Source organism: Acidovorax sp. A1169 (assembly GCF_030704685.1).
GTDB lineage: Bacteria > Pseudomonadota > Gammaproteobacteria > Burkholderiales > Burkholderiaceae_C > Acidovorax.
Map to the genome: position 1 here is coordinate 1 of NZ_JAUZDX010000011.1, position 19,571 is coordinate 19,571.

Annotated in this window: 19 protein-coding genes and 1 pseudogene; 5 read left to right on the plus strand and 15 right to left on the minus strand. The window is 61.6% G+C overall.

The features are described 5' to 3' along the window. Both QYL93_RS18050 and QYL93_RS18055 read right to left on the minus strand, forming a co-directional pair. On the minus strand, positions 1-677 hold a 677-nt coding region (locus QYL93_RS18050), incomplete at its 3' end, for a sensor histidine kinase KdpD (RefSeq protein ID WP_305744937.1). Positions 678-848: 171 nt separating this feature from the next. Further along, a complete protein-coding gene (locus QYL93_RS18055) occupies positions 849-1,508 on the minus strand; it encodes a Crp/Fnr family transcriptional regulator (protein ID WP_305745106.1) in 660 nt (219 codons plus the stop codon). Between the two features lie 1,008 nt (positions 1,509-2,516). Here QYL93_RS18055 and QYL93_RS18060 point away from each other — a divergent pair. The 4 genes and pseudogenes from QYL93_RS18060 (at position 2,517) to QYL93_RS18075 (ending at position 4,039) form a co-directional block, all read left to right on the plus strand. Continuing rightward, the gene (locus tag QYL93_RS18060) at positions 2,517-2,852 is read left to right on the plus strand and encodes a cytochrome C (RefSeq protein ID WP_305744938.1); all 336 of its coding nucleotides are present in this window, start codon (positions 2,517-2,519) and stop codon (positions 2,850-2,852) included. Between the two features lie 38 nt (positions 2,853-2,890). After that, positions 2,891-2,998 (plus strand): annotated as a pseudogene (locus tag QYL93_RS18065) (alcohol dehydrogenase); the annotation flags it as partial. A gap of 49 nt (positions 2,999-3,047) precedes the next feature. Then, on the plus strand, positions 3,048-3,641 hold the full coding sequence (locus QYL93_RS18070) for an NAD(P)H-dependent oxidoreductase (protein ID WP_305744939.1): 594 nt from the start codon (positions 3,048-3,050) through the stop codon (positions 3,639-3,641). Positions 3,642-3,766: 125 nt separating this feature from the next. Further along, complete coding sequence (locus QYL93_RS18075; protein WP_370876997.1) at positions 3,767-4,039, plus strand: anion permease; 273 nt, start codon at positions 3,767-3,769, stop codon at positions 4,037-4,039. Between the two features lie 60 nt (positions 4,040-4,099). Here the strand turns inward: QYL93_RS18075 and QYL93_RS18080 are convergent, their stop codons facing one another. From QYL93_RS18080 to arcD, 9 genes are all read right to left on the minus strand, one after another. Beyond that, positions 4,100-5,203 (minus strand): Tat pathway signal protein, encoded by a 1,104-nt coding sequence (locus QYL93_RS18080; RefSeq protein ID WP_305744940.1) that lies wholly within the window; start codon positions 5,201-5,203, stop codon positions 4,100-4,102. A gap of 105 nt (positions 5,204-5,308) precedes the next feature. Further along, the gene (locus QYL93_RS18085; RefSeq protein ID WP_305744941.1) at positions 5,309-5,692 is read right to left on the minus strand and encodes a chaperone modulator CbpM; all 384 of its coding nucleotides are present in this window, start codon (positions 5,690-5,692) and stop codon (positions 5,309-5,311) included. Then, positions 5,673-6,602 carry a J domain-containing protein gene (locus QYL93_RS18090; protein ID WP_305744942.1) on the minus strand — a complete coding sequence of 310 codons (930 nt, stop codon included), beginning with the start codon at positions 6,600-6,602 and terminating at the stop codon, positions 5,673-5,675. The genes QYL93_RS18085 and QYL93_RS18090 overlap by 20 nt, the downstream gene beginning before the upstream one ends. A gap of 537 nt (positions 6,603-7,139) precedes the next feature. Continuing rightward, the gene (locus QYL93_RS18095) at positions 7,140-7,595 is read right to left on the minus strand and encodes a VOC family protein (RefSeq protein WP_305744943.1); all 456 of its coding nucleotides are present in this window, start codon (positions 7,593-7,595) and stop codon (positions 7,140-7,142) included. 106 nt (positions 7,596-7,701) lie between these two features. Further along, positions 7,702-8,124: an OsmC family protein gene (locus QYL93_RS18100; protein ID WP_305745107.1), complete on the minus strand. Its 423-nt coding sequence runs from the start codon at positions 8,122-8,124 to the stop codon at positions 7,702-7,704. Positions 8,125-8,293: 169 nt separating this feature from the next. Next, on the minus strand, positions 8,294-9,229 hold the full coding sequence (gene arcC / locus QYL93_RS18105) for a carbamate kinase (protein ID WP_305744944.1): 936 nt from the start codon (positions 9,227-9,229) through the stop codon (positions 8,294-8,296). A gap of 28 nt (positions 9,230-9,257) precedes the next feature. After that, complete coding sequence (argF, locus tag QYL93_RS18110) at positions 9,258-10,256, minus strand: ornithine carbamoyltransferase (RefSeq protein ID WP_305744945.1); 999 nt, start codon at positions 10,254-10,256, stop codon at positions 9,258-9,260. 25 nt (positions 10,257-10,281) lie between these two features. Beyond that, the gene (gene arcA, locus QYL93_RS18115) at positions 10,282-11,499 is read right to left on the minus strand and encodes an arginine deiminase (protein WP_305744946.1); all 1,218 of its coding nucleotides are present in this window, start codon (positions 11,497-11,499) and stop codon (positions 10,282-10,284) included. Positions 11,500-11,536: 37 nt separating this feature from the next. Further along, positions 11,537-12,979 (minus strand): arginine-ornithine antiporter, encoded by a 1,443-nt coding sequence (arcD, locus tag QYL93_RS18120; RefSeq protein WP_305744947.1) that lies wholly within the window; start codon positions 12,977-12,979, stop codon positions 11,537-11,539. Positions 12,980-13,950: 971 nt separating this feature from the next. On the opposite strand from arcD, the gene QYL93_RS18125 reads away from it, so the two are divergent. Then, a complete protein-coding gene (locus QYL93_RS18125; RefSeq protein ID WP_370877000.1) occupies positions 13,951-16,203 on the plus strand; it encodes a heavy metal translocating P-type ATPase in 2,253 nt (750 codons plus the stop codon). A 113-nt stretch (positions 16,204-16,316) separates the two neighbouring features. On the opposite strand, the gene QYL93_RS18130 is transcribed toward QYL93_RS18125, so the two are convergent. The 4 genes from QYL93_RS18130 to QYL93_RS18145 all read right to left on the minus strand — a co-directional run bounded on the left by QYL93_RS18130 (position 16,317) and on the right by QYL93_RS18145 (position 19,410). Further along, positions 16,317-16,697, minus strand: a complete 381-nt coding sequence (locus QYL93_RS18130; RefSeq protein WP_305744949.1) for a rhodanese-like domain-containing protein — start codon at positions 16,695-16,697, stop codon at positions 16,317-16,319. 125 nt (positions 16,698-16,822) lie between these two features. Further along, on the minus strand, positions 16,823-16,987 hold the full coding sequence (locus QYL93_RS18135) for a DUF2474 family protein (RefSeq protein WP_305744950.1): 165 nt from the start codon (positions 16,985-16,987) through the stop codon (positions 16,823-16,825). Then, positions 16,984-17,988: a cytochrome d ubiquinol oxidase subunit II gene (gene cydB, locus QYL93_RS18140; RefSeq protein WP_305744951.1), complete on the minus strand. Its 1,005-nt coding sequence runs from the start codon at positions 17,986-17,988 to the stop codon at positions 16,984-16,986. The genes QYL93_RS18135 and cydB overlap by 4 nt, the downstream gene beginning before the upstream one ends. Positions 17,989-17,997: 9 nt before the next feature. Continuing rightward, complete coding sequence (locus QYL93_RS18145) at positions 17,998-19,410, minus strand: cytochrome ubiquinol oxidase subunit I (protein ID WP_305744952.1); 1,413 nt, start codon at positions 19,408-19,410, stop codon at positions 17,998-18,000. Between the last annotated feature and the right edge of the window lie 161 nt (positions 19,411-19,571).

Genomic DNA, 19,571 nt, shown 5'->3' on the forward strand with positions numbered 1-19,571 from the left:
TACCGAATAGCGTTGGTTAGCAGATTGCCGAGCACCTGCTCCAAGCGAAATTCGTCCCAAATTCCTGCAACGGTGTCAGGCGTTGCATAGGATAGTTCGCAGCCTGCAGCTGCGGCTTGGGCCTCGAATCCCACCGCCACGCGGCTGACCAAGTGAGCCAAGTCCATCGGTCGGGTCAAAATGGACATCGCGCCATGTTCCATGCGTGCGGCGTCTCTTATGTCATCAATCAGGCGCACCATGTTCTTGATCATCCTCTCGTCACGCTGCATCATGGCTGCGTTGCGATCCACGCTGAGAATGTCACTTCGCGGCACACGAAGCCTCATCTGAGTTTGGAGATAAAGGGTCTGTAGAGGCGTCCGGAGTTCGTGCACGGCTACGGAGGTGAACTCCTCGCGCAGATCGTTTTGGCGCTGCAGCATCACCTGGGCAGCTTGCAACTCCGCGAGTTGCCTGCGCAAGAGCATGTTGCTGAGCACAGCCTCCTCGAGAAGGTCAATGGTGCGTTGATGGTCAAACGCGCCCAGTGTCGCGCCAGATGCGCAGACGATGGTGCTAATCAATACACCATCGCAGCCCACTACCGACCGCAATCGCGGCTCACACCTTTCTTGCAAAAGTGCATTCCTCCGATCGAGAATCTGGTCTGAGATAGTCAAGTCTGTTGTTGTCATGGAGAGATCCTGTGGCGAACGCCTCCATGAGCTTGCTATCACCGGCTACCGATGTCCGTGCGGTGACGCACTGACATGGGTGTTACGTAGCAACACATTTGCCACCCTTGTCCCTAGAGCAGACTACGTTTCTCGACAGCGCGGCCGTGTGGTGGCAGGACAGGGACGTAGCTAGCTCGCGATCTGTGCCGGCAGCAGCCGGTCATATTCCCTCTTTACAACCTCGTAGCACTCGCAAGAGCGCTCCTCCAAGCCCAAACGGTCAAGCACGGTGATGCGGCCACGAGCGTACTTGATCAAACCCGCCGTTTGTAGTTTGAGTGCACTTTCCGTGACGCCCTCGCGGCGCACGCCCAGCATGTTGGCGATCAGCTCCTGGGTCATCACAAGTTCGTTGCCGGGCAGGCGATCTAGACTGAGCAGCAACCAGCGGCACAACTGCTCGCCCAGTGAGTGATGCCGGTTGCACACTGCAGTCTGTGCCATCTGCGAGATCAGCGCTTGCGTGTAGCGAAGCAGCAGATGCATCACGGGCAAGGACTTGTCGAACTCGTCTTTGATCAATTGCGCAGTCATCCGGAACCCTTTGCCGGCGCTTTGCACCACTGCGCGGCTGGGTGTGGAATTCCCGCCCATGAAGAGCGAAAAGCCTACGATGCCCTCGTTGCCCACAACAGCAATCTCCGCCGAGTCTCCGTTCTTCATCACATAGAGCAATGACACAATGGCTGAGGTCGGGAAGTAAACATGGCTCTCGGACTTTCCCGCCTCGTAGAGAACCAAACCAAGCGGTAGGTCGACGAGCTCAAGCACCGGCAGCCAGCGCTTCATTTCGGCGTCAGGCAACGCTGCGAGCAAGCGATTGAGTTTGGCTTCGGCGGAACTGGGTACAACCGGCTTGTGGTGGCGTGTTGGTAAGGTCTTGACAGTGTGGCGCTTACTGTCTGGGGGAGAGATAGGCATTGCTGATTCCCTTGTCAACCTGTCGGTTGCGAATATGTACTCGAAGCCGATGGTCTCGACGATGCTCAGCAAATAGACTTCCAAATCTCCCATAACTGAGTCATGGCACGCTGTGGAAAACCATTGAAATCAGATGCAAGTACAACTATGGACTCCATCTGAAAATTTACACGTAGGACGTGGTCGGCTACTTCATCTGCAGCGATAGAGAGCATTTGCAATGAGAGCCCATGCGCTGCTGCCCGACTTCAATTTCTGATACCGAGTCGATCCCATCTAGGATGTCTGAGGGTGGTAAGCAATCATATTGCGAGCCACCGCAGCCTCCCTGCTGTGTCGATCGTGGCGTAGATCGCATTGCTTCGGTCGGTACGGAATAGCAACGCGCTTGGATTTCGCGTCACTGGCAGACTCAGCAATGGTGGCTACAAGGGATGCGCTCACTGAAGCAGTGATGCATCACAAGCTATTGTTTAGGCGCACAAGGGAAGACGGGGAGATTTTGCGAATACTTGGCATAGTTCAAATCGCGGTTTCCGCGTCCGTTCGGTACCGAACGGACAGGGACCTTGCTTGCGGTGATATTCCGATATGCAGTCACCCTTGAACAGCCGCCACTCACGCGTAAACGGGGAGCGACGCGCCGAACTCGATGATCCAGTCTGTGAAAATTGAGCGGGGCTGGACTATTCCTGCAGCGCCGGATGCAAGGCCATGTTACGACTCTGCCCGGCAGAGTCTGTCACGCAAACACCTGATATCGCTTAGCTGATCGATATGGCTGCGTGCTACAGCGCCCCAATGCGCAAGTGCGCTTATTGAAGGCAACGAGGAGCAACTGAGCCGCTAGGCCCGATACTCCTAAGGGAATTCATCATGATTTCTTCGAAATCGCTACTGATCGTCATAGCCCTGGCAGGTGTCAGTTTCTTGGCGCATTCTCAGGCGGCACCCGTCGCAACGCGAGGGCAGTTGCTATACACCACCCACTGCATTAGCTGCCACACAACGCAGGTGCACTGGCGCGACGACAGGCAAGCCAAGGACTGGAATAGCCTCAAGATGCACGTGCGCCGATGGCAGGGCAACACTGGCCTGCAGTGGGACGAAGCGGACATCTCCGAAGTCGCCCGCCACCTCAACGAAACGATCTACCACTTCTCTCAGACGGCCGATCGGGTGGGAGTGGTTTCCTGGCGCACAACGCCGTGAGCATTCGCCATCTTGACCGGTTGCTGGAGCCCAGAGTGAAGCAGCTCATAACCCACCGCTTCAAGCTCGCGGACATCCTGCAGGCCTACGACACCTTCGGCCGGGCTGCAGAGACCAAGGGGCTGAAGGTGATCATCGAGGCGTGAGCGAACCCGCCGTCAACGCACCCAGCCTTTACTAACCAGGAATTCGAGCATGACCAACAAGCGGATTCTCCTGATTCAGGGCCACCCCGACGCGCGCGAGCCCCACCTGTGCCATGCGTTGGCGCGGGCCTACGCGGCCGGCGCGGGCGATGCGGGTCACGCCATACGCCAGGTCGATGTGGCCGGGCTCGACTTTCCGCTGCTGCGCAGCCAGAAGGAATGGGAGGCCGGCAAGCTCCCACCAGCACTGCAGCAGGCGCAGGACGACATCCGCTGGGCGGAACACATCGTGCTGTTCTTTCCCCTGTGGCTGGGCGACATGCCGGCGTTGCTCAAAGGCCTTCTGGAGCAGGTGGCCCGGCCCGGCTTTGCGTTCACGCGGGAGGCCGGTGGCAACACCTTCGGCAAGAAGGGCCTGACGGGCCGCTCGGCACGAGTGGTGGCCACGATGGGTATGCCTGCCATCGTCTACCGCTGGTACTTCCGGGCCCACAGCATCAAGTCGCTGGAGCGCAACATCCTGGGCTTGTGCGGCATCTCGCCGGTCCATGAAACCCTGATCGGCATGTGCGGTGACCTCAAGCCCGCAGACACAGCGCAATGGATCGCCAAGTTGAAACGTCTTGGCCAGGTGGCTGCCTAACCTCATCGTGCAGAACCTGGGCTTGCAACAGGCCAGCGCGTTTGCCATTCTGATGCTGCTGTCGCTGTTCCTGATCGTGATCCACCTGGTGTTCGCTAGCTAGCGCTACGGCGCTGGCATCCACGATGATTCCCATCATCCTGAGCGTGCTCCTGGCGATAAAGACTCTGGGCATCAATGTGGTCGGCATGAGCATGCTGATGCAGTTCGTGGTGAGCTTTGGCTTCATCCTTCCGGTCAACGCGCCGCAAAACATGATCGCCTATGGCGCCGGTACCTTTGAAGCCCGCGACTTTCTGCACACCGGCATTGTCATCACGCTGGCAGCCACGGTCCTGCTAGTGGTCTGCTCCCTAACCTGTTGGCTGTGGATGGGGTACATGGTGAAGCCCACCTGACTATGTCCCTGATTATTCTGAAAAGCCTGACGGGCTCTTTCCAGATAGATCGATTCGCTGTCAGATCAGCACCGCACCGACCTCACGCCGTAGTGATGGTGGTAACGTCGGCCCTCTGCCGAAGCGCACTATGAGGTCGGGGCGCCCCTCGATGCCCATGGCTGCAGCAAACTGTGACCTGAGCGAAGCGACCTCGACAGGCTGGTTCAAGAACGCATTGCGAACACCCAACGCGGTGGCCTGCAAGGCAAAACGCTCGTAACAACGACCCACTTCGATCCAGTGTGCTTTGTCCGCAGCGTGCCCGATGAACACTGCGATGCCGGCAGAGTTGCGTATCTGCAGAGAGTTCTTGTCATTTTCACTCTTGGCGCTGATGAGCCAGTCAAACGCCTGGCGCCCGATCCAGGCAGGCATGGTGGGGTTCCCGGAGCAGAGGCTGAACAACCCGTCTCGGGTGCGATGGGCGTCGTCCGAGCTGAACCGGATCCAGGACCTGAGTTCCCCCAGGAATTCCTGGTCTACCATTTGCGCGTTGTTTCCTTGAACCACGAAGTCACGCACCCGCTCCATTCCGGAACGTTCTGTGACGAGCAACAGGCTGACACGATCCGACGAGCCCGCCCGTTCCAAGATACTGAGTTCCAGAGTGCTCAACGGCTTTCCATCGAAATCACCTCGTGTGCACTGCCGCATTGAAATGGCATCGAACAGGGATGATCGCGTGGCGTCGACGGGGATCAACTCGGTTCGTATGCTGTCCGCTACGGTGTCGAAAGTCATCCTGGCACCGAACCCATGCGCTAGCGCTGCATGGCCCAGGTTCTCGGCGGCGCACCCCAGAGAAACGAAAAGATGGTGGTCGTCAGGGTCTACTGCAGGGCATCGCCGAGACAGGTCCGGCAAGATCGTGATGGCCTTGTCCTCCATCCTGAATTTCCAGCATTGGGTATTGTGGCTGGATGGCGCCAGCGTGGCGTAGCGGACCAGTTCGCGCTGGACAGCCATAGGGCCGTTAAGTTCCGACGCAGGCGGCTCCTGCCGGATGGAAGCCGCGACAGTGCTGTAGTTGTCCGAGTCCGCGGCCGGTGAGCAGCCTGCGAGCATCAGTGGGCTGGCAACGATGGCGCGCGCTGACGCGGTGAATTGTCTACGTGTCAACATGCGTTGAGCTCCTCATTTCCTGCAGGTGGGGGGCGAAATCGCGTAGCTGGGAGGGTTCGAAAAGCTTCTCTGATCGCATCACACAGAGCGGATATGGCAGTGCCGTCAGGACCGCGCGTGCCCTGAAGAGATGTCGATGAACTCTTGCACGGCCATGGGCATTGCGCTTCCTGCGTGCGGCACCATACTTTCCAGTACGGTGATGCGCTGGGTCAGTACCTCGATGCGCCGCAGCCCATCCATGAGCAGCACCACCGTGAACATGTCCAGGTCGTAGGCGACACGCAGCCTGACCGCCGCGCGCAGAGGGACAACACACTCCGCGCTGAAGTGCTGCTCCGCTTGCTCCGGGGCCATTGGTGCAATCGCTCCATACTCAACCAGTTCTTCAAGCTCCTGCGCGGTCAGTCCGCTGGCCCGTGAGAGATCGGACAGGCTCACTGTGCCCCGGTGGTCCAGCCAATGCCAGTCATGTTGTTGTGTGGTCATTTGGATGCTTCCGTGAGGTTGTTTGACGTGGGTTGAAATCCGATGCACTGGCAAGCTCACCAAACAGCTCTTGCTCGCGCGCAGTAAGCGTTTTCGGGATCTCGATGTGAACCACGGCGTAGAAATCCCCGCGTCCTCCATTGCCATCTGCAAGGCCTTGCCCGCGCACCCTGAGTTTGCGGGCGTAGCGGGTGCCAGCCGGCACCGTCAGCAGCACGGGGACGCCGAGGGTGGGAATCTCTACCTCGGCACCCAGCGCGGCTTCCCAGGGGCTGAGCGCCAGTTTGAAATACAGGTCGTGCTGCCGTACCTGGAACAGCGGATGCGGCGCCAGGGCAATGTGCAGGTAGATGTCCCCGTTGGCGCCGCCCTGGTGCCCTTTGCCACCTTGCCCACGCAGGCGCAGCTTCTGGCCATCGCGCACGCCCGCTGGTATTGTCACTTCCAGCGCACGCCCGGCACCACCGTCGTCAAGCTCCAGGGTGAGCTTGGCTCCCTGGTGCGCCTGCTCCAGGCTGATGCGGGCCGTGGTGTCGAAATCGCGGCCCGGCACCGGGCCGCGATCACTCTGGCGGCCCGCCCGCCCGTGCCCCATGGCCGCCAGCAGGTCGGCCAGGTTCATGTCCGCGAATGTGGGGCCGTTGCCGCCAGCAGGACGTTCCCAGGCGGGCGGCGGCTGGAATTCCTCGCCGGGGACGTGCTTGCCGATGTTGTCGTAAGCACTGCGTTTTTCCGGATCCTTGAGGGTCACGTAGGCTTCTGCAAGCTCCTTGAATTTCGCCTCTGCATCGGCATCCTTGGAAACATCAGGATGGTACTTGCGGGCCAGTTTGCGGTAGGCCTTCTTGACCTGCTCCAGCGTGGCGTCGCGTGGCACGTCCAAGGTGGCGTAGTAGTCTTTGTATTTCATGTTGCAAGCCAGGCCATTGGAGCTCTGGTCATCGGGCCCATATGCTGCCCCGACGCCTGTTGATAGCTGGCTTTAGAGTGCCGCATATGGATGTCCGGAAGTGGGGTAGCGGCAACTGAGGGTATGCATTGCGGTGAATACGGTCTGTGCGGTAGCCGACCCTTGCCATGGCCTCGGGATGTGCAGCCTGGCTCGTACAGCACCTGACCCAACGGCATCCCTACCTGTTCAAGCTGCGATCACCAACGCTCCTACTCGGCGTCTGGTAAAGAGGCAAGCAGGTGGCTTTTCCTCAATTCAAGAGAGGAGGACATCGCGAAAGCTCCGAGACGCTTCGGATGCGCCTCGTTTGTCGATGTTCTGCCTCGGTCGCTACTCTGACGGTAGGCAGCCAGCTTCCTCTCTTGTAGTCAATGGCACGGGATCAGCAACAACACTGCTCCGGACATTCGCGATGCAAGGCATTTCGGAAGAACTGACCAATCACGCCACGCGCTGTAGCTGTCTGCATCCGACGCCTGTGAGCAGCCGAGGGGATCAGGTGGGCTCGGCTGGTACCAAATAGGTCGGCTCCATGTCCAGAGGCATCGCACTGAGCTCTTCCAAGTTTAGTCGGGCATACACCTCGATGCCGTATCCGGTCGGGTCGCGCAACCACAATTCATGCAGAGGCGTCCCGCGCCAGGTTGTCCTCGGGGGTTTAACGATGTGCGCCCCGGCTGCCCTGGCCCGCGAAAAGCTTTCGATGACGGCAGCCTTGTCTCGCACGCCCAGGCCAATGTGATATAGGCTGTAAGTGTCCAGCGGCTTTCCACTGTCGTTGACCAGCAAAACCAGATTCAACTTCAGGCTCGGAACTAAGAATGTCGAAAATCGCGGCATTCTGTCCTTGGGCTCCACGCCCAGGAACGCGGTGTAGAACTTGGTGCTTTCAGCAAGGTCCGCAACACGAATGCTGATGTGAAATTCCTCCGGTGAAACGATCATGGTCATTTAGCGTACGCATCAACTGCGAAAAATGACAAGTTGAAGGCGATTTCGACCGCAATAACCAGGTTGTAGGTGGCGGGAGCATGCGTCTGCCCGTGCTCTTTTTCATTCAAAGTGCGTTCTCGTTCAGTGGTGCTTTGCGCACCAGGACCCCTGAAAGATCAGTAGCCGGCGCAATCGTGTTGAAGACGGTGCCGTACTTCTTCACGTTCTCGTGCAACAGTTTCAGGCGCTGGTCCGACTCATCCGTGTCTACAGTGATTTCGTAGCGGACTGATTCCATCTTGGGAGGGGCATCTTGCCGGACGCCCTGAACCTTGACCTCGACTCCGCGCATCCCAAACTTCAGTATGGGTGTCACGCGCTCAATGCTCTTGATGATGCACGCACTCAGTGCCGCCAACAGTAGTTCCGCAGGATTGAACGCTTCTGGATTGCCAGCCATATCCGTGTCGAGAGTGACTGCTGCTTGCTTGCAGTGCGCAATGCTTTGATGCGCGTCCACACGATGCGCCACTACAGAAAACTGCATCTTCTTTCGCTTTTCAGGTTGGACTTCGGTTGAATTCACAGATGTCTCCTTGCATTGGCAGTACTCGCTGGTGGCCCTTCACTGACCTTGAATATAGTCAAACCAGGCGGATGCACGGAACAGTTTTGCAAGCGTCGTGGAGTGCATGCCGGCTGGTAAGTCAGCAATCTCACCGCGTCTTCACGCTTGGCGCCTGCGCGCATACCTGGGTTCCAGCGTGGCCTGCAAGCATTTCCTCGATCCGCTCCAGCGATCCGATCACCGCGCGCCGGCCTGTGGCGAGCACGAATGCCCGTGCGGCCTCGACCTTCGGCGCCATTGAGCCTGCCGCAAAGTCGTGCGCGGCCAAGGCCTGCGGTGTGATCCGGCCGATGGCGCGCTGTGTGGCCAGGCCCCAGTCCAGGTAGACCGCAGACACGTCCGTGGCGATGACCAGCACGTCGGCCTGCAGCTCACGTGCGAGCAGGCTGGTGCACAGGTCCTTATCGATCACCGCTGCAACGCCCTGCAGGCCCTGTTCGCCCACGGCGGCGCGCGCTACCGGTATGCCACCCCCACCCGCAGCGATGACGAGCGCGCCATGCCCCAGCAACCAGCGAATGGCTGGCAGGCTCAGCACGCGGAGCGGCAGGGGCGATGCGACTACACGCCGAAACCCCGCACCGTCGGCCACCATGGTCCATCCCTTTTCAATCGCCACGCGCTCGGACTCGGCCTTTTCGTACACCGGTCCGATCGGCTTGCTGGGGTGCTGGAAGGCGGTGTCCAGTGGATCGACCTCCACACGCGTGATCAGTGTCGTCACCGCGCGCGAGGCGGGCAGCAAATTGGCCAGTTCCTGCTCCAGCAGGTAGCCGATCATGCCGTCGGTCTGCGCGCCCAGCACGTCCAGGGGGTAGGGCTCCACATCCAGGTAGGCGGCGGCCTGCAGGGCCAGCAGGCCCACCTGCGGACCGTTGCCGTGCGTCAGCACCAGATCATGCAGCGCTGCGACCCGTGCCAGTTGGGCGGCGGCACGGCGGATGTTCTCCAGCTGGTTGTCTGCAGTGGGCGCCTGGTCACGCCGCAGCAGTGCGTTGCCTCCCAGCGCCACGACGACTTTCATGCGAAGCCGATCAACAACATGGCCTGCATCATCCGAGCGTGGCCACGAGCACGGCCTTGATGGTGTGCATGCGGTTCTCAGCCTGCGAGAAAACGATGGACGCTTCAGACTCGAACACCTCGTTGGTGACCTCGATCTCCGTCAGGCCGTACTTCTCATGCACCTGCCTTCCAACCTCGGTGTCCAGGCCATGGAAGGCAGGCAGGCAGTGCATGAACTTCGTGCGCGGTTTGCCGGTGGCCTTCATCAGGGCTGTCGTCACCTGGTAGGGCAGCAGCTCAGCGATGCGTTGCTTCCACACTGCGTCGTCCTGGCCCATCGATACCCATACGTCGGTGTAGAGGAAGTCGGCACCGGCCACCGCCTTCAGCGGGTCGGTCTCCAGCGTGATGCGTGCGCCGGTGGTGAGCGCCAGCTCACGCATCTGCGCCACCAGTTCGGGCGGCGGCTGCAGGCTGGCTGGCGAGCAGATGCGCACGTCCATGCCCATCTGCGTGCCGCCGACCAGGAGCGAGCTGCCCATGTTGAAGCTGGCATCACCCAGGTAGCAAAAGCTGAGCTCGTGCAGGGGCCTGTCGCCAAACTCCTGCATCGTCATCAGGTCGGCAAGAATCTGCGTCGGATGCGCTTCGTCGGTCAGCCCGTTCCAGACCGGCACCTTGGCGTATTGCGCGAGCTCCTCGACCACGGACTGATGAAACCCGCGGTACTCGATGCCGTCGTAGTAGCGCCCGAGAACACGGGCCGTGTCCTTCAGCGACTCCTTGTGGCCCAACTGCGAGCTGCCCGCGTCCAGGTAGGTGACGTGCCCGCCCTGGTCATGCACGGCCACCTCGAAGGCGCAGCGGGTGCGCGTCGATGGCTTCTCGAAGATCAGCGCGATGTTCTTGCCTTTGAGGCGAGGCAGCTCGTTGCCCACTGCCTTGGATCGCTTGAGCTCGACCGCCAGGTCGAGCAGGAAGCGGATGGCATCGGGCGCGAAGTCCTTCAGCGCCAGCAGGCTGCGGTTGCGCAGGTTGAAACTCATGGGGTAACTCCGTTGTGTCGGGCGATCAGATCGCGTCGCGCTCTATCGGGCACGACATGCAGTGGCTGCCGCCGCGACCGCGTCCCAGCTCTGAACCAGGGATGGTGATCACCTCGACACCTGCCTTGCGCAGCAAGGTGTTAGTGTGGGTGTTGCGCGCATAGCCCATCACCACGCCAGGTGCCAGTGCCAGCAGGTTGTTGCCGTCGTCCCATTGCTCGCGTTCTGCCTGCCATGCGTCGCCGCCAGTGCCCACGGACCGCAGTTGGGGCAAGCCCAGCGCATCCGCCACGACGCGAAGAAACGGCCCTGTCTCGGTGCGCACATCCAGGGCACCCTCTCGCCCCCCTGGGCGCAGGCTGTGCACGCGGATCGCATCGACCATCTCGGGGAAGGTCGTCACCAGGTCGACGTCGCAAAACGTGAACACGGTGTCCAGGTGCATGGCGCCGCGCGACTTGGGTATCTGCGCGGCCAGGACGCGGCTGGCGGCGCCCTGGGCGAACAGCGCACGCGCCAGCTGGCTCACGGCCTGGGGGGACGTGCGCTCTCCCATGCCGACCAGCACCACGCCCTTGCCAAGCGGCATCACGTCGCCGCCCTCCAAAGTGGCGCCGCCGTGGTCCTGGTCGGGGTCGCCCCACCAGGTGGTCACCTTCCCTGCGAACAACGGGTGGAAGCGATAGACGGCCGCTGTGAGCAGCGTTTCCTGCCGCCGCGCCGGCCAATACATCGGGCACAGCACCACGCCATCGCCGATCCAGCAACTGCTGTCACGGCTGAACAGCGTATTGGGCAGAGGCGGCAGCAGGAAGTCAGTAGCCGCCGTAAAGCGGGCCAACAGCCCCTCGGGTTCAAACGGCAGCTCTGCGCGCGCCAGCCCGCCGATCAGGTGTTCGGCCAGGCGCAGGGGCGGCAAGCCCTCCAGCCAGGGACGCAGCTGCTGCGCCAGTTCGGTGTCGACCGTGCCGGCGCTGAGCTTGCGGTCGAGCAGCCAGGTGCGGGCCGCCGGATCGGCCACGACGGTGGCCAGCAAGTCGTGCAGTTCCAGCACCTCCACACCACGGTTGACCATCGCATTGGTGAAAGCGTCATGGTCATTGCGCGCCTGAGATACCCACAACACGTCGTCGAACAGCAGCTCGCGGCAGTTGGCGGGTGTCAGGCGCCGCTGCGCCAGCCCGGGCCGGCACACCAGCACGCGGCGCAGGCGGCCAACTTCGGAGTTCAGGCCCTGGGGCATGGTGTGGGCTTTCTAAAGAATTGAACGAAGGGGATGTTCACAGGCCAAGCTTTCCTTGCGCCAGCAGCGTCGCTGCGACACCGGCCAGCGCCAGCAATGCGACCAGGATGGCCCACTCCCACGTTGTAAACACGCGGTCCCGACGCTGGTGCTTGGCCCAGGCGTACAGCACAACACCGGGTGCATAGAGCAAGGCGCTCAGCAGCAGGTACTTGAAGCCTGCCGCATACAGCAGCCACACGCAGTAGACGGTGGCCAGCGCGGCAATGGGTAAGTCGCTGCGGTGTCGGAACTCCCGCTGGCCCTCACCGCGCCACGCCAGCGACAGGCCATATGCAGCGCTGAACAGATACGGCACCAGGATCATCGCGGTCGAGAGCGAGATCAGTGCCAGGTACGACGCCTTGGAAAACAGCGTGAGCACCAGAAACAGTTGCACCATGCCATTGGTGAGCCACAGCGCGTGGGCGGGGACGCCCTTGCTGTTGGAGGCCGACAGCCATTTGGGCATCACGCCATCGCCGGCCGGCGTGAACAGTGATTCGGCTGCCAGCAGCATCCAGGCCAGAAAGCCGCCACCCACCGAGACGATCAGGCCGATGTAGATCAGCACGGCGCCCCAGGTGCCGACTGCATTTTCCAGGACGCCGGCCATCGACGGATTCTTCAACCCGGCCAAGGTGGGCTGGTTGAAAACGCCCAAGGACAGCAGAGACACCGACATCAACAAAAGCAGACAGATGAGGAAGCCCATGACCGTGGCCCGGCCCACGTCTTCGCGCTTGCGGGCGCGTGCCGAGTACACGCTGGCGCCTTCGATGCCGATGAACACCCATACCGTCACCAGCATCGTGCTCTTGACCTGATCGAGCACCGAGCCGAGCTGGGCCGTGCCCCAGAAGTCCAGGCGAAAAGTGTCCAGCTGAAAAGCCATGGCCACCAGCACGATGAACAGCAGCAGCGGCACGAGCTTGGCCGCAGTGACCACCGCATTCAGTACGGCCGCACCCTGGATGCCGCGCAACACCAGGAAGTGAACCACCCACAGCACCGCCGAGGCGCCGAGAATGGCCGCCGGCGAGTTGCCACTACCGAACACCGGGAAGAAATAGCCCAGTGCGCCAAAGGCCGCCACCAGGTAGCCGACGTTGCCGATCCAAGCGCTGACCCAGTAGCCCCAGGCAGAGTTGAAGCCGACGTACTCACCCGACAAGGCACGGGCATAGGCATAGACGCCGTTGTCGAGGTCGGGCTTGCGTAGCGCAAGCATCTGGTAGACCCGCACCAACAGCAGCATGCCGATGCCCGTGACGGTCCAGCCGATAAGGACGGCGCCCGCACCGGCACCCGCTGCCATGTTTTGCGGCAGGCCGAAGATGCCGCTGCCGATGATTGAACCGACGACTAGCGCAACCAGCAGGCCCAGGCCCAGCTTGGCCGGGGCGGGGCTGAGGCTGGGCACGGGGCCTTCCTTGTTCATGTGGATTCGTCGACCGACGCCTCCAGGTGGCAAAGCCTCTTGACCCTGGCCTGAAGCGTGCTCGCAATAGCCCGTGCTTTGTCGGGGGTTGTACCTGCCAAGAGACGCATGGAGACCTTGCCGCGCACGGGCAAGCTGTCCACTTCGCCCAGTGGCTCATAGACGATGGTGATTGGGGCCTCGTCCGGTGCATGTTCCGTGGGCGCTAGCTCCCTAACGATGTAGTCGTAGACGGCAGGATTTGATGAGGACACGCATATTCCAGGAAGCAGGTGTTGGTCCAAGATAGCCGTGTGGCAATCGCCCGTCTGTTCGTTACCGAACCACAGGATCACAGACCTTTTGGCCACTGCGAGACCTTCGAGTCGACGCCTGCGATGACGTCGAAGAGTTCTTCGACGATGCCACTTTGGCGTATCCGCTGGAATTGGCGTCGAGGTCAGTGAGCAACTCGTCGGGGCGTGGGTGGTAGTGCAGCACTCACGCCCCACTACGCGGAGAAATCGCGCTGCATCTGCGTCGATCATTTCTTTCCCGCTTCCCTGGCCAAGGTCCTTCTGTACGTCACCGCACGGTCAAAAAAAGATAGATCACGACAATCAGTGAAATCGCTTGTGTGGCTGCGAACTGTTGCTTGGCTAGCGCATCGAGATCCCGGTGCGCGGCCGCTGTTGGCTTCGATGCGATAGGCCATAAGTGGCCGCATTTCAGCTTGACATTGCCATCGTGTTAAGCCCTATCGTGCCCCAGGGCCTTCAAGCTATCTCTTGCAGAGCAAGTCCGTCACGACTCTCGCCCTGGTCACAGCCGAGGTTCTCGAATGAGCGATTGGAGATCCATTTATGTCTACCGCAACGCCCCATGATCAAGCCCATTTGGGGGCAGAAGAGCAACCTCGAAAAAGGCTCCACGAGGGCCATGACGTGCAAGCATCGCGACCGTCGGCCGGACTCAAGGATCCCGTCTGCGGCATGGGTGTCACGAGCCAGGCCCATCATTCAGCGGAGCACGAAGGGCACCACTTCTACTTTTGCAGCGCCAGGTGCCGCGCGAAATTCGTCGAGGCTCCCCAGAAGTACGTGCCCGGGAGCGACGCACCCGCCTCGCGCGAACCCGAAGCGGCTCAGCCAGGCACGACCTACACCTGCCCCATGCACCCGGAGGTGAAGCAGGACCACCCTGGAAACTGTCCCAAATGCGGCATGAGCCTGGAGCCGATGCTTCCGACGCTAGACGAGGGGGAAAACGCCGAGCTCGTGGATTTCCGGCACCGCTTCTGGTGGACACTGCCCCTGACTATCGTGGTTACGGTCCTGGCCATGGCGGGACACCAACTGCGGTGGTTCGAGATGGCCACTCAGAGCTGGATCGAGCTGGTCCTGACCTTGCCCATCGTGCTGTGGGCCGGTTGGCCCTTCTTCGTGCGTGGCACCCAGTCGGTGGTGAATCGCAGTCCCAACATGTGGACGCTGATCAGTATGGGCACAGGCTCTGCCTTCGTCTACAGCGTGGTGGCCACCTTGGCGCCGGGTGCTTTCCCGGCGTCGTTCCAGGCCATGGGGCGCGTGGGGGTGTACTTTGAAGCCTCGGCAGTCATCATCTCGCTGACGCTGCTCGGCCAGATGCTGGAGCTGAAGGCGCGCTCCCAGACCTCTGCCGCCATCAAGTCGCTGCTGGGCCTGGCGCCCAAGACCGCGCGGCGCATCGACCCCGACGGGCAGGAAAGCGACGTACCCCTGTCCCATGTGCACGTGGGCGATCTGTTGCGCGTGCGCCCCGGTGAGAAGGTGCCAGTGGATGGAGTGGTGGTCGAGGGCAGCAGCGCTGTGGACGAAGCCATGCTCACCGGAGAGCCCGTTCCGATCGTCAAAGGGCCAGGGGACTCGGTAATTGGCGCCACGCTCAACACCAACGGCGCGCTGGTCATTCGCTCGGAACGTGTCGGCTCAGCCACCATGCTGTCCCAGATCGTGCAGATGGTCTCGCAGGCGCAGCGCTCACGGGCGCCCATGCAACGCATGGCAGACCAGGTGGCGGGGTATTTCGTGATGGTCGTGGTCGGCATCGCGCTTCTGACACTTTTCGCGTGGGGCCTGTTCGGACCGGAACCAAGCTGGGTCTATGGCCTGGTCAACGCAGTTGCCGTGCTGATCATTGCGTGTCCCTGTGCACTGGGCCTGGCCACGCCCATGTCCATCATGGTGGCGACGGGCCGGGGCGCGACCAGTGGCGTTCTGTTCCGAGATGCCGCAGCCATCGAGAACCTGCGCAAGGTGGATACGCTGATCGTGGACAAGACCGGAACGCTTACCGAGGGCAAGCCGTCATTCGAGCAGGTGGTGGCCATGCCCGGCCTGTCCGAGGATGAAGTGCTGCGCCTGGCGGCCAGTCTGGACCAAGGCAGCGAGCATCCTCTGGCGGACGCGATTGTCCATGCGGCGCGGGCCAAGGGCTTGGCGCTGGACAAGCCGGAGGATTTCGAATCTGGATCGGGTATCGGCGTGCGCGGCCGGGTTGCAGGCCGCCAACTGGCCCTGGGTAACACTGTCCTGATGGAGCAAGTGGGCGTGTCAGCGGAGCCGCTGCTTGCGCAGGCCGAGGCTTTGCGTGCCACGGGCGCCAGCGTGATGTACCTGGCAGCGGATGGTCAGTTGCAAGGGTTGCTGGCGGTCTCGGACGCGGTGAAGTCCAGCACGCCGGATGCCTTGGCAACCCTGCAAGCGGCAGGTTTGCGCATCATCATGGCCACTGGCGACGGCATGACTACCGCCAAGGCCGTGGGCGCAAAGCTCGGCATCGATGAGGTCCACGGCGAGGTCAAGCCGGCAGACAAGCTGGCCCTTGTTTCCAGGCTGCAGGCCGAAGGCCGTGTCGTCGCCATGGCTGGCGACGGGATCAACGACGCGCCAGCTCTGGCCAAGGCGGATGTGGGTATCGCAATGGGTACCGGCACAGACGTGGCGATGAACAGTGCCCAGGTTACCCTCGTCAAAGGGGATCTTCGCGGAATCTCCACGGCGCGCGAACTGTCGGAGGCTACGGTAGGAAACATGAAGCAGAACCTCATGTTCGCCTTCTTTTACAACGCGCTGGGCATACCATTGGCCGCCGGCCTGTTGTACCCCTTCACCGGCTGGCTCCTGTCCCCGATGATTGCAGCTCTTGCGATGAGTCTGAGCTCAGCATCTGTGATCACCAATGCCCTGCGGCTTCGCAAGGGTTGAGTACGTAGCCAAATGTTGAACCATCCAGCGCAGCGGAACAAGAGCCTCATGGTTGTTCAAAAGCGATCGCGTTGATTTCATATCCGGGGATCAAGGCTTCCTTCATCCTGAGCTCAATCGAAGGTGGGTTGAGCCGGCCTTACCACTGGCATACCCTCTGCCAACCAGGCATCGTATCCACCGGCAATCGATTCCACGTTCATGTATCCCATGGATTGCATGGTGGTGGCCGCGAGCGCGGAACGACCGCCTGTCTTGCAATAGAGGACTACGCTGAGGTCGCGCCTCTCCAGTGCGGGGGTGCCTGATAGCTTGAAATCGAGTAGACCCCTTGGAATATTCATGGAGCCGGCCAAGTGCCCTGCAGCGTATTCATCAGCTTCGCGTACGTCGAGAATCGCGTCGGCTGTGAGCAAGACATCAGTGGCGTCCTTGACCGATACCTCATGGCATTGGGCTTTAGCGGCAAGGACGAGATCATGTGCTGTTTTCATGGGAATGGATGAGATCGTTTTGAAAATGAGGTCCGAGGCACATTCGATCGGCTGACACCTACTGCTTAGATGGCTCGTCATAACGATGAAGTACATGCCGGTGCCGCGAGGCAGTTAGTAAGGATTCAGCCCTTCAGCACCCAGCGCAACACCATGGCCACCCCCAGCAGCGCGGTGATGCTTGCCCCCCAGATGCCAGCCATCCAGAGCAGCCGATTCCACAGCGGCGGCAGGGGCTCGTCGGAGCGTTGGGTGGTGATGGCCGGCCAACGAAAGAGACGCGGTTTCATGCGTGGTACCCGTCTGCGGCGACCTTGCCGCGAAACACCCAGTACGACCAGGCGGTGTAGCCCAGGATCATGGGCAGCACGAAGGCAGTGCCCCAGAGCATGAAGATCTGGCCGCTGCGGTCGGTGGCTGCGTCCCAGATGGTCACTGCACCTGGCACGATGTACGGGAACACGCTGACACACAGGCCCACGAAGCTCAACAGAAAAATGCCCAGTGTGAGCAGGAATGGCGCTGTCTCATGGCCCGCCCTGAGGCTGCGCACGAAGGCCACACTGGCCAGGGCCACCAACACAGGCACCGGGGCCACCCACAGCAGGTTGGGCCAACTCAACCAGTTGCTGAAATAGTCGGCGCTCAGGAACAAGGTGGCGATGCTCACCGCCCCGATGGCCGCCAGCGTGGCGCCGCCCAGCCACCACGCCATGGCACTCGCCTGGCGCTGGAGCGCGCCCTCGGCCTTCATCACCAGCCAGGTGGATCCGAGCAGCGCATAGGCCACGACCACACTCACGCCGGTGAGCAGCGAGAACGGCGTGAGCCAGTCCCACCAGCCGCCGGCGTACGCCCGCCCGCTGATGGCCACACCCTGCAGCAGCGCGCCCAGGATGATGCCTTGCGAGAAAGCGGCCAGCAATGATCCGCCGGTGAACGCGAGATCCCAGAAGCCGCGGTGGGCCGGATCACGCCAGCGAAACTCGAAGGCCACGCCGCGAAACACCAGGGCCAGCAGCATGGCAATGATGGGCGCGTAAAGGGCGGAGAAGATCAGGCCGTAGGCGAGTGGAAAGGCCGCGAGCAAGCCGCCGCCGCCCATCACCAGCCAGGTCTCGTTGCCGTCCCACACCGGCGCGATGCTGTTCATCGCGGTATCGCGGTCTTGACCCACCTCGAAGGTGCTGAACAGGATGCCGATGCCGAGGTCGAAGCCGTCGAGCACCACGTAGATGAAGACAGCCACCACGATGATGAGGGCCCAGACCAGCGTCAGGTCGATGTTCATGCCGTTTCCTTATTCGGTGGTCAGGACTTCTGGCCGCAAGGCCACGGCGGGCGTGGTGCCGGCGGCGCGCGCAGGGATGTTGGGCGGGGCCGATTCATGAACCACTGGCGGCTTGGCCATCAGCTTCAAGATGTAGAGCACCCCGGCCCCGAAGACCGCGAAGTACACGACCACAAAGGCCACCAGCGAAGCCGCCACCGCAGGCGCTGACAGCGGCGAGGCCGACTCGGCCGTTCGCATCAGGCCCTGAATGGTCCAGGGCTGGCGGCCCACCTCGGTGGTGACCCAGCCTGCCAGCACCGCAATCAGGCCCGATGGGCCCATGGCCAGTGCGAAGCGATGCAGCCACTTCCATTCGTACAGCCGGCCCCGGGCGCGTGCCAACAGGCTCCACATGCCCAGCCCCGCCATGAGGAAGCCCAGGCCCACCATGGTGCGAAACGCCCAGAAAACGATGCCCACCGGCGGATGGTCGGCCGCTGGCACCGTGTCCAGGCCCGCCATCGGAGCGTTGAGGTCGTGCTTGAGGATGAGCGAAGACAGCTTGGGGATTTCCAGCGCATAGTCGACGCGGCCTTCGGCGCTGTTGGGAATGCCGAACAGGATCAACGGCGCGCCTTGCGGGTGGCTCTTGTAGTGACCTTCCATCGCCATCACCTTCACCGGCTGGTGCTCCAGCGTGTTCAGGCCGTGCAGGTCGCCCAGCACGATCTGCAGCGGCGCCACGATCGCCGCCATCCACATCGCCATCGAGAACATGAGCCGCGCGCGTGGGTTGGTGCGGTCCTTCAGCAGGTGCCAGGCACCGACGGCGCCCACCAGAAAGGCGGTGGTCAGGTAGGCGGCTGACAGGGTGTGCGCCAGCCGATAGGGAAAGCTGGGGTTGAAGATGATGGCCAGCCAACTGCCCGCCGGGATGAACTGGCCGTTGGCGTTGATCGCGTAGCCAGTTGGGGTTTGCATCCAGCTGTTGACCGACAGGATCCAGAACGCCGAAACGAAGGTGCCCAGGGCCACCATCAACGTGGCGGTGTAGTGCAGGCGCTTGCCCACGCGGTTCATGCCGAAAAGCATCACGCCGAGGAAGCCGGCTTCCAGGAAGAACGCGGTCAGTACCTCGTAGGCCATCAGCGGGCCGATGATCGGGCCGGCCCTGTCAGAAAACACGGCCCAGTTGGTGCCAAACTGGTAGGACATCACGATGCCCGAGACCACCCCCATGGCGAACACCAGCGCGAAGATCTTGATCCAGTAACGGAACAGGTCCATGTAGTCGGCGCGCCCGGTCTTCAGCCACAGGCCTTCGAGCACTGCCAGGTAGCTGGCCAGCCCGATGGTGATGGCGGGAAACAGAAAGTGGAAACTCACCGTGAACGCAAACTGGATGCGTGCCAGCAGGAGTGCGTCGGGCATCTCAAACATTGTGAATTCCTTGCTTTTCTGCAACAGGACCGATCGGTCTCATTGCTGGCATCCGTCAACTGGAAAACTCGCTGAAGCATCGGCGTTCGGCGGAGGATCACTACAGCTGTGTGTAGAACTTGCCACCTCCTGGTTTAGTCCGATGACCGCTGCCGCAGCGC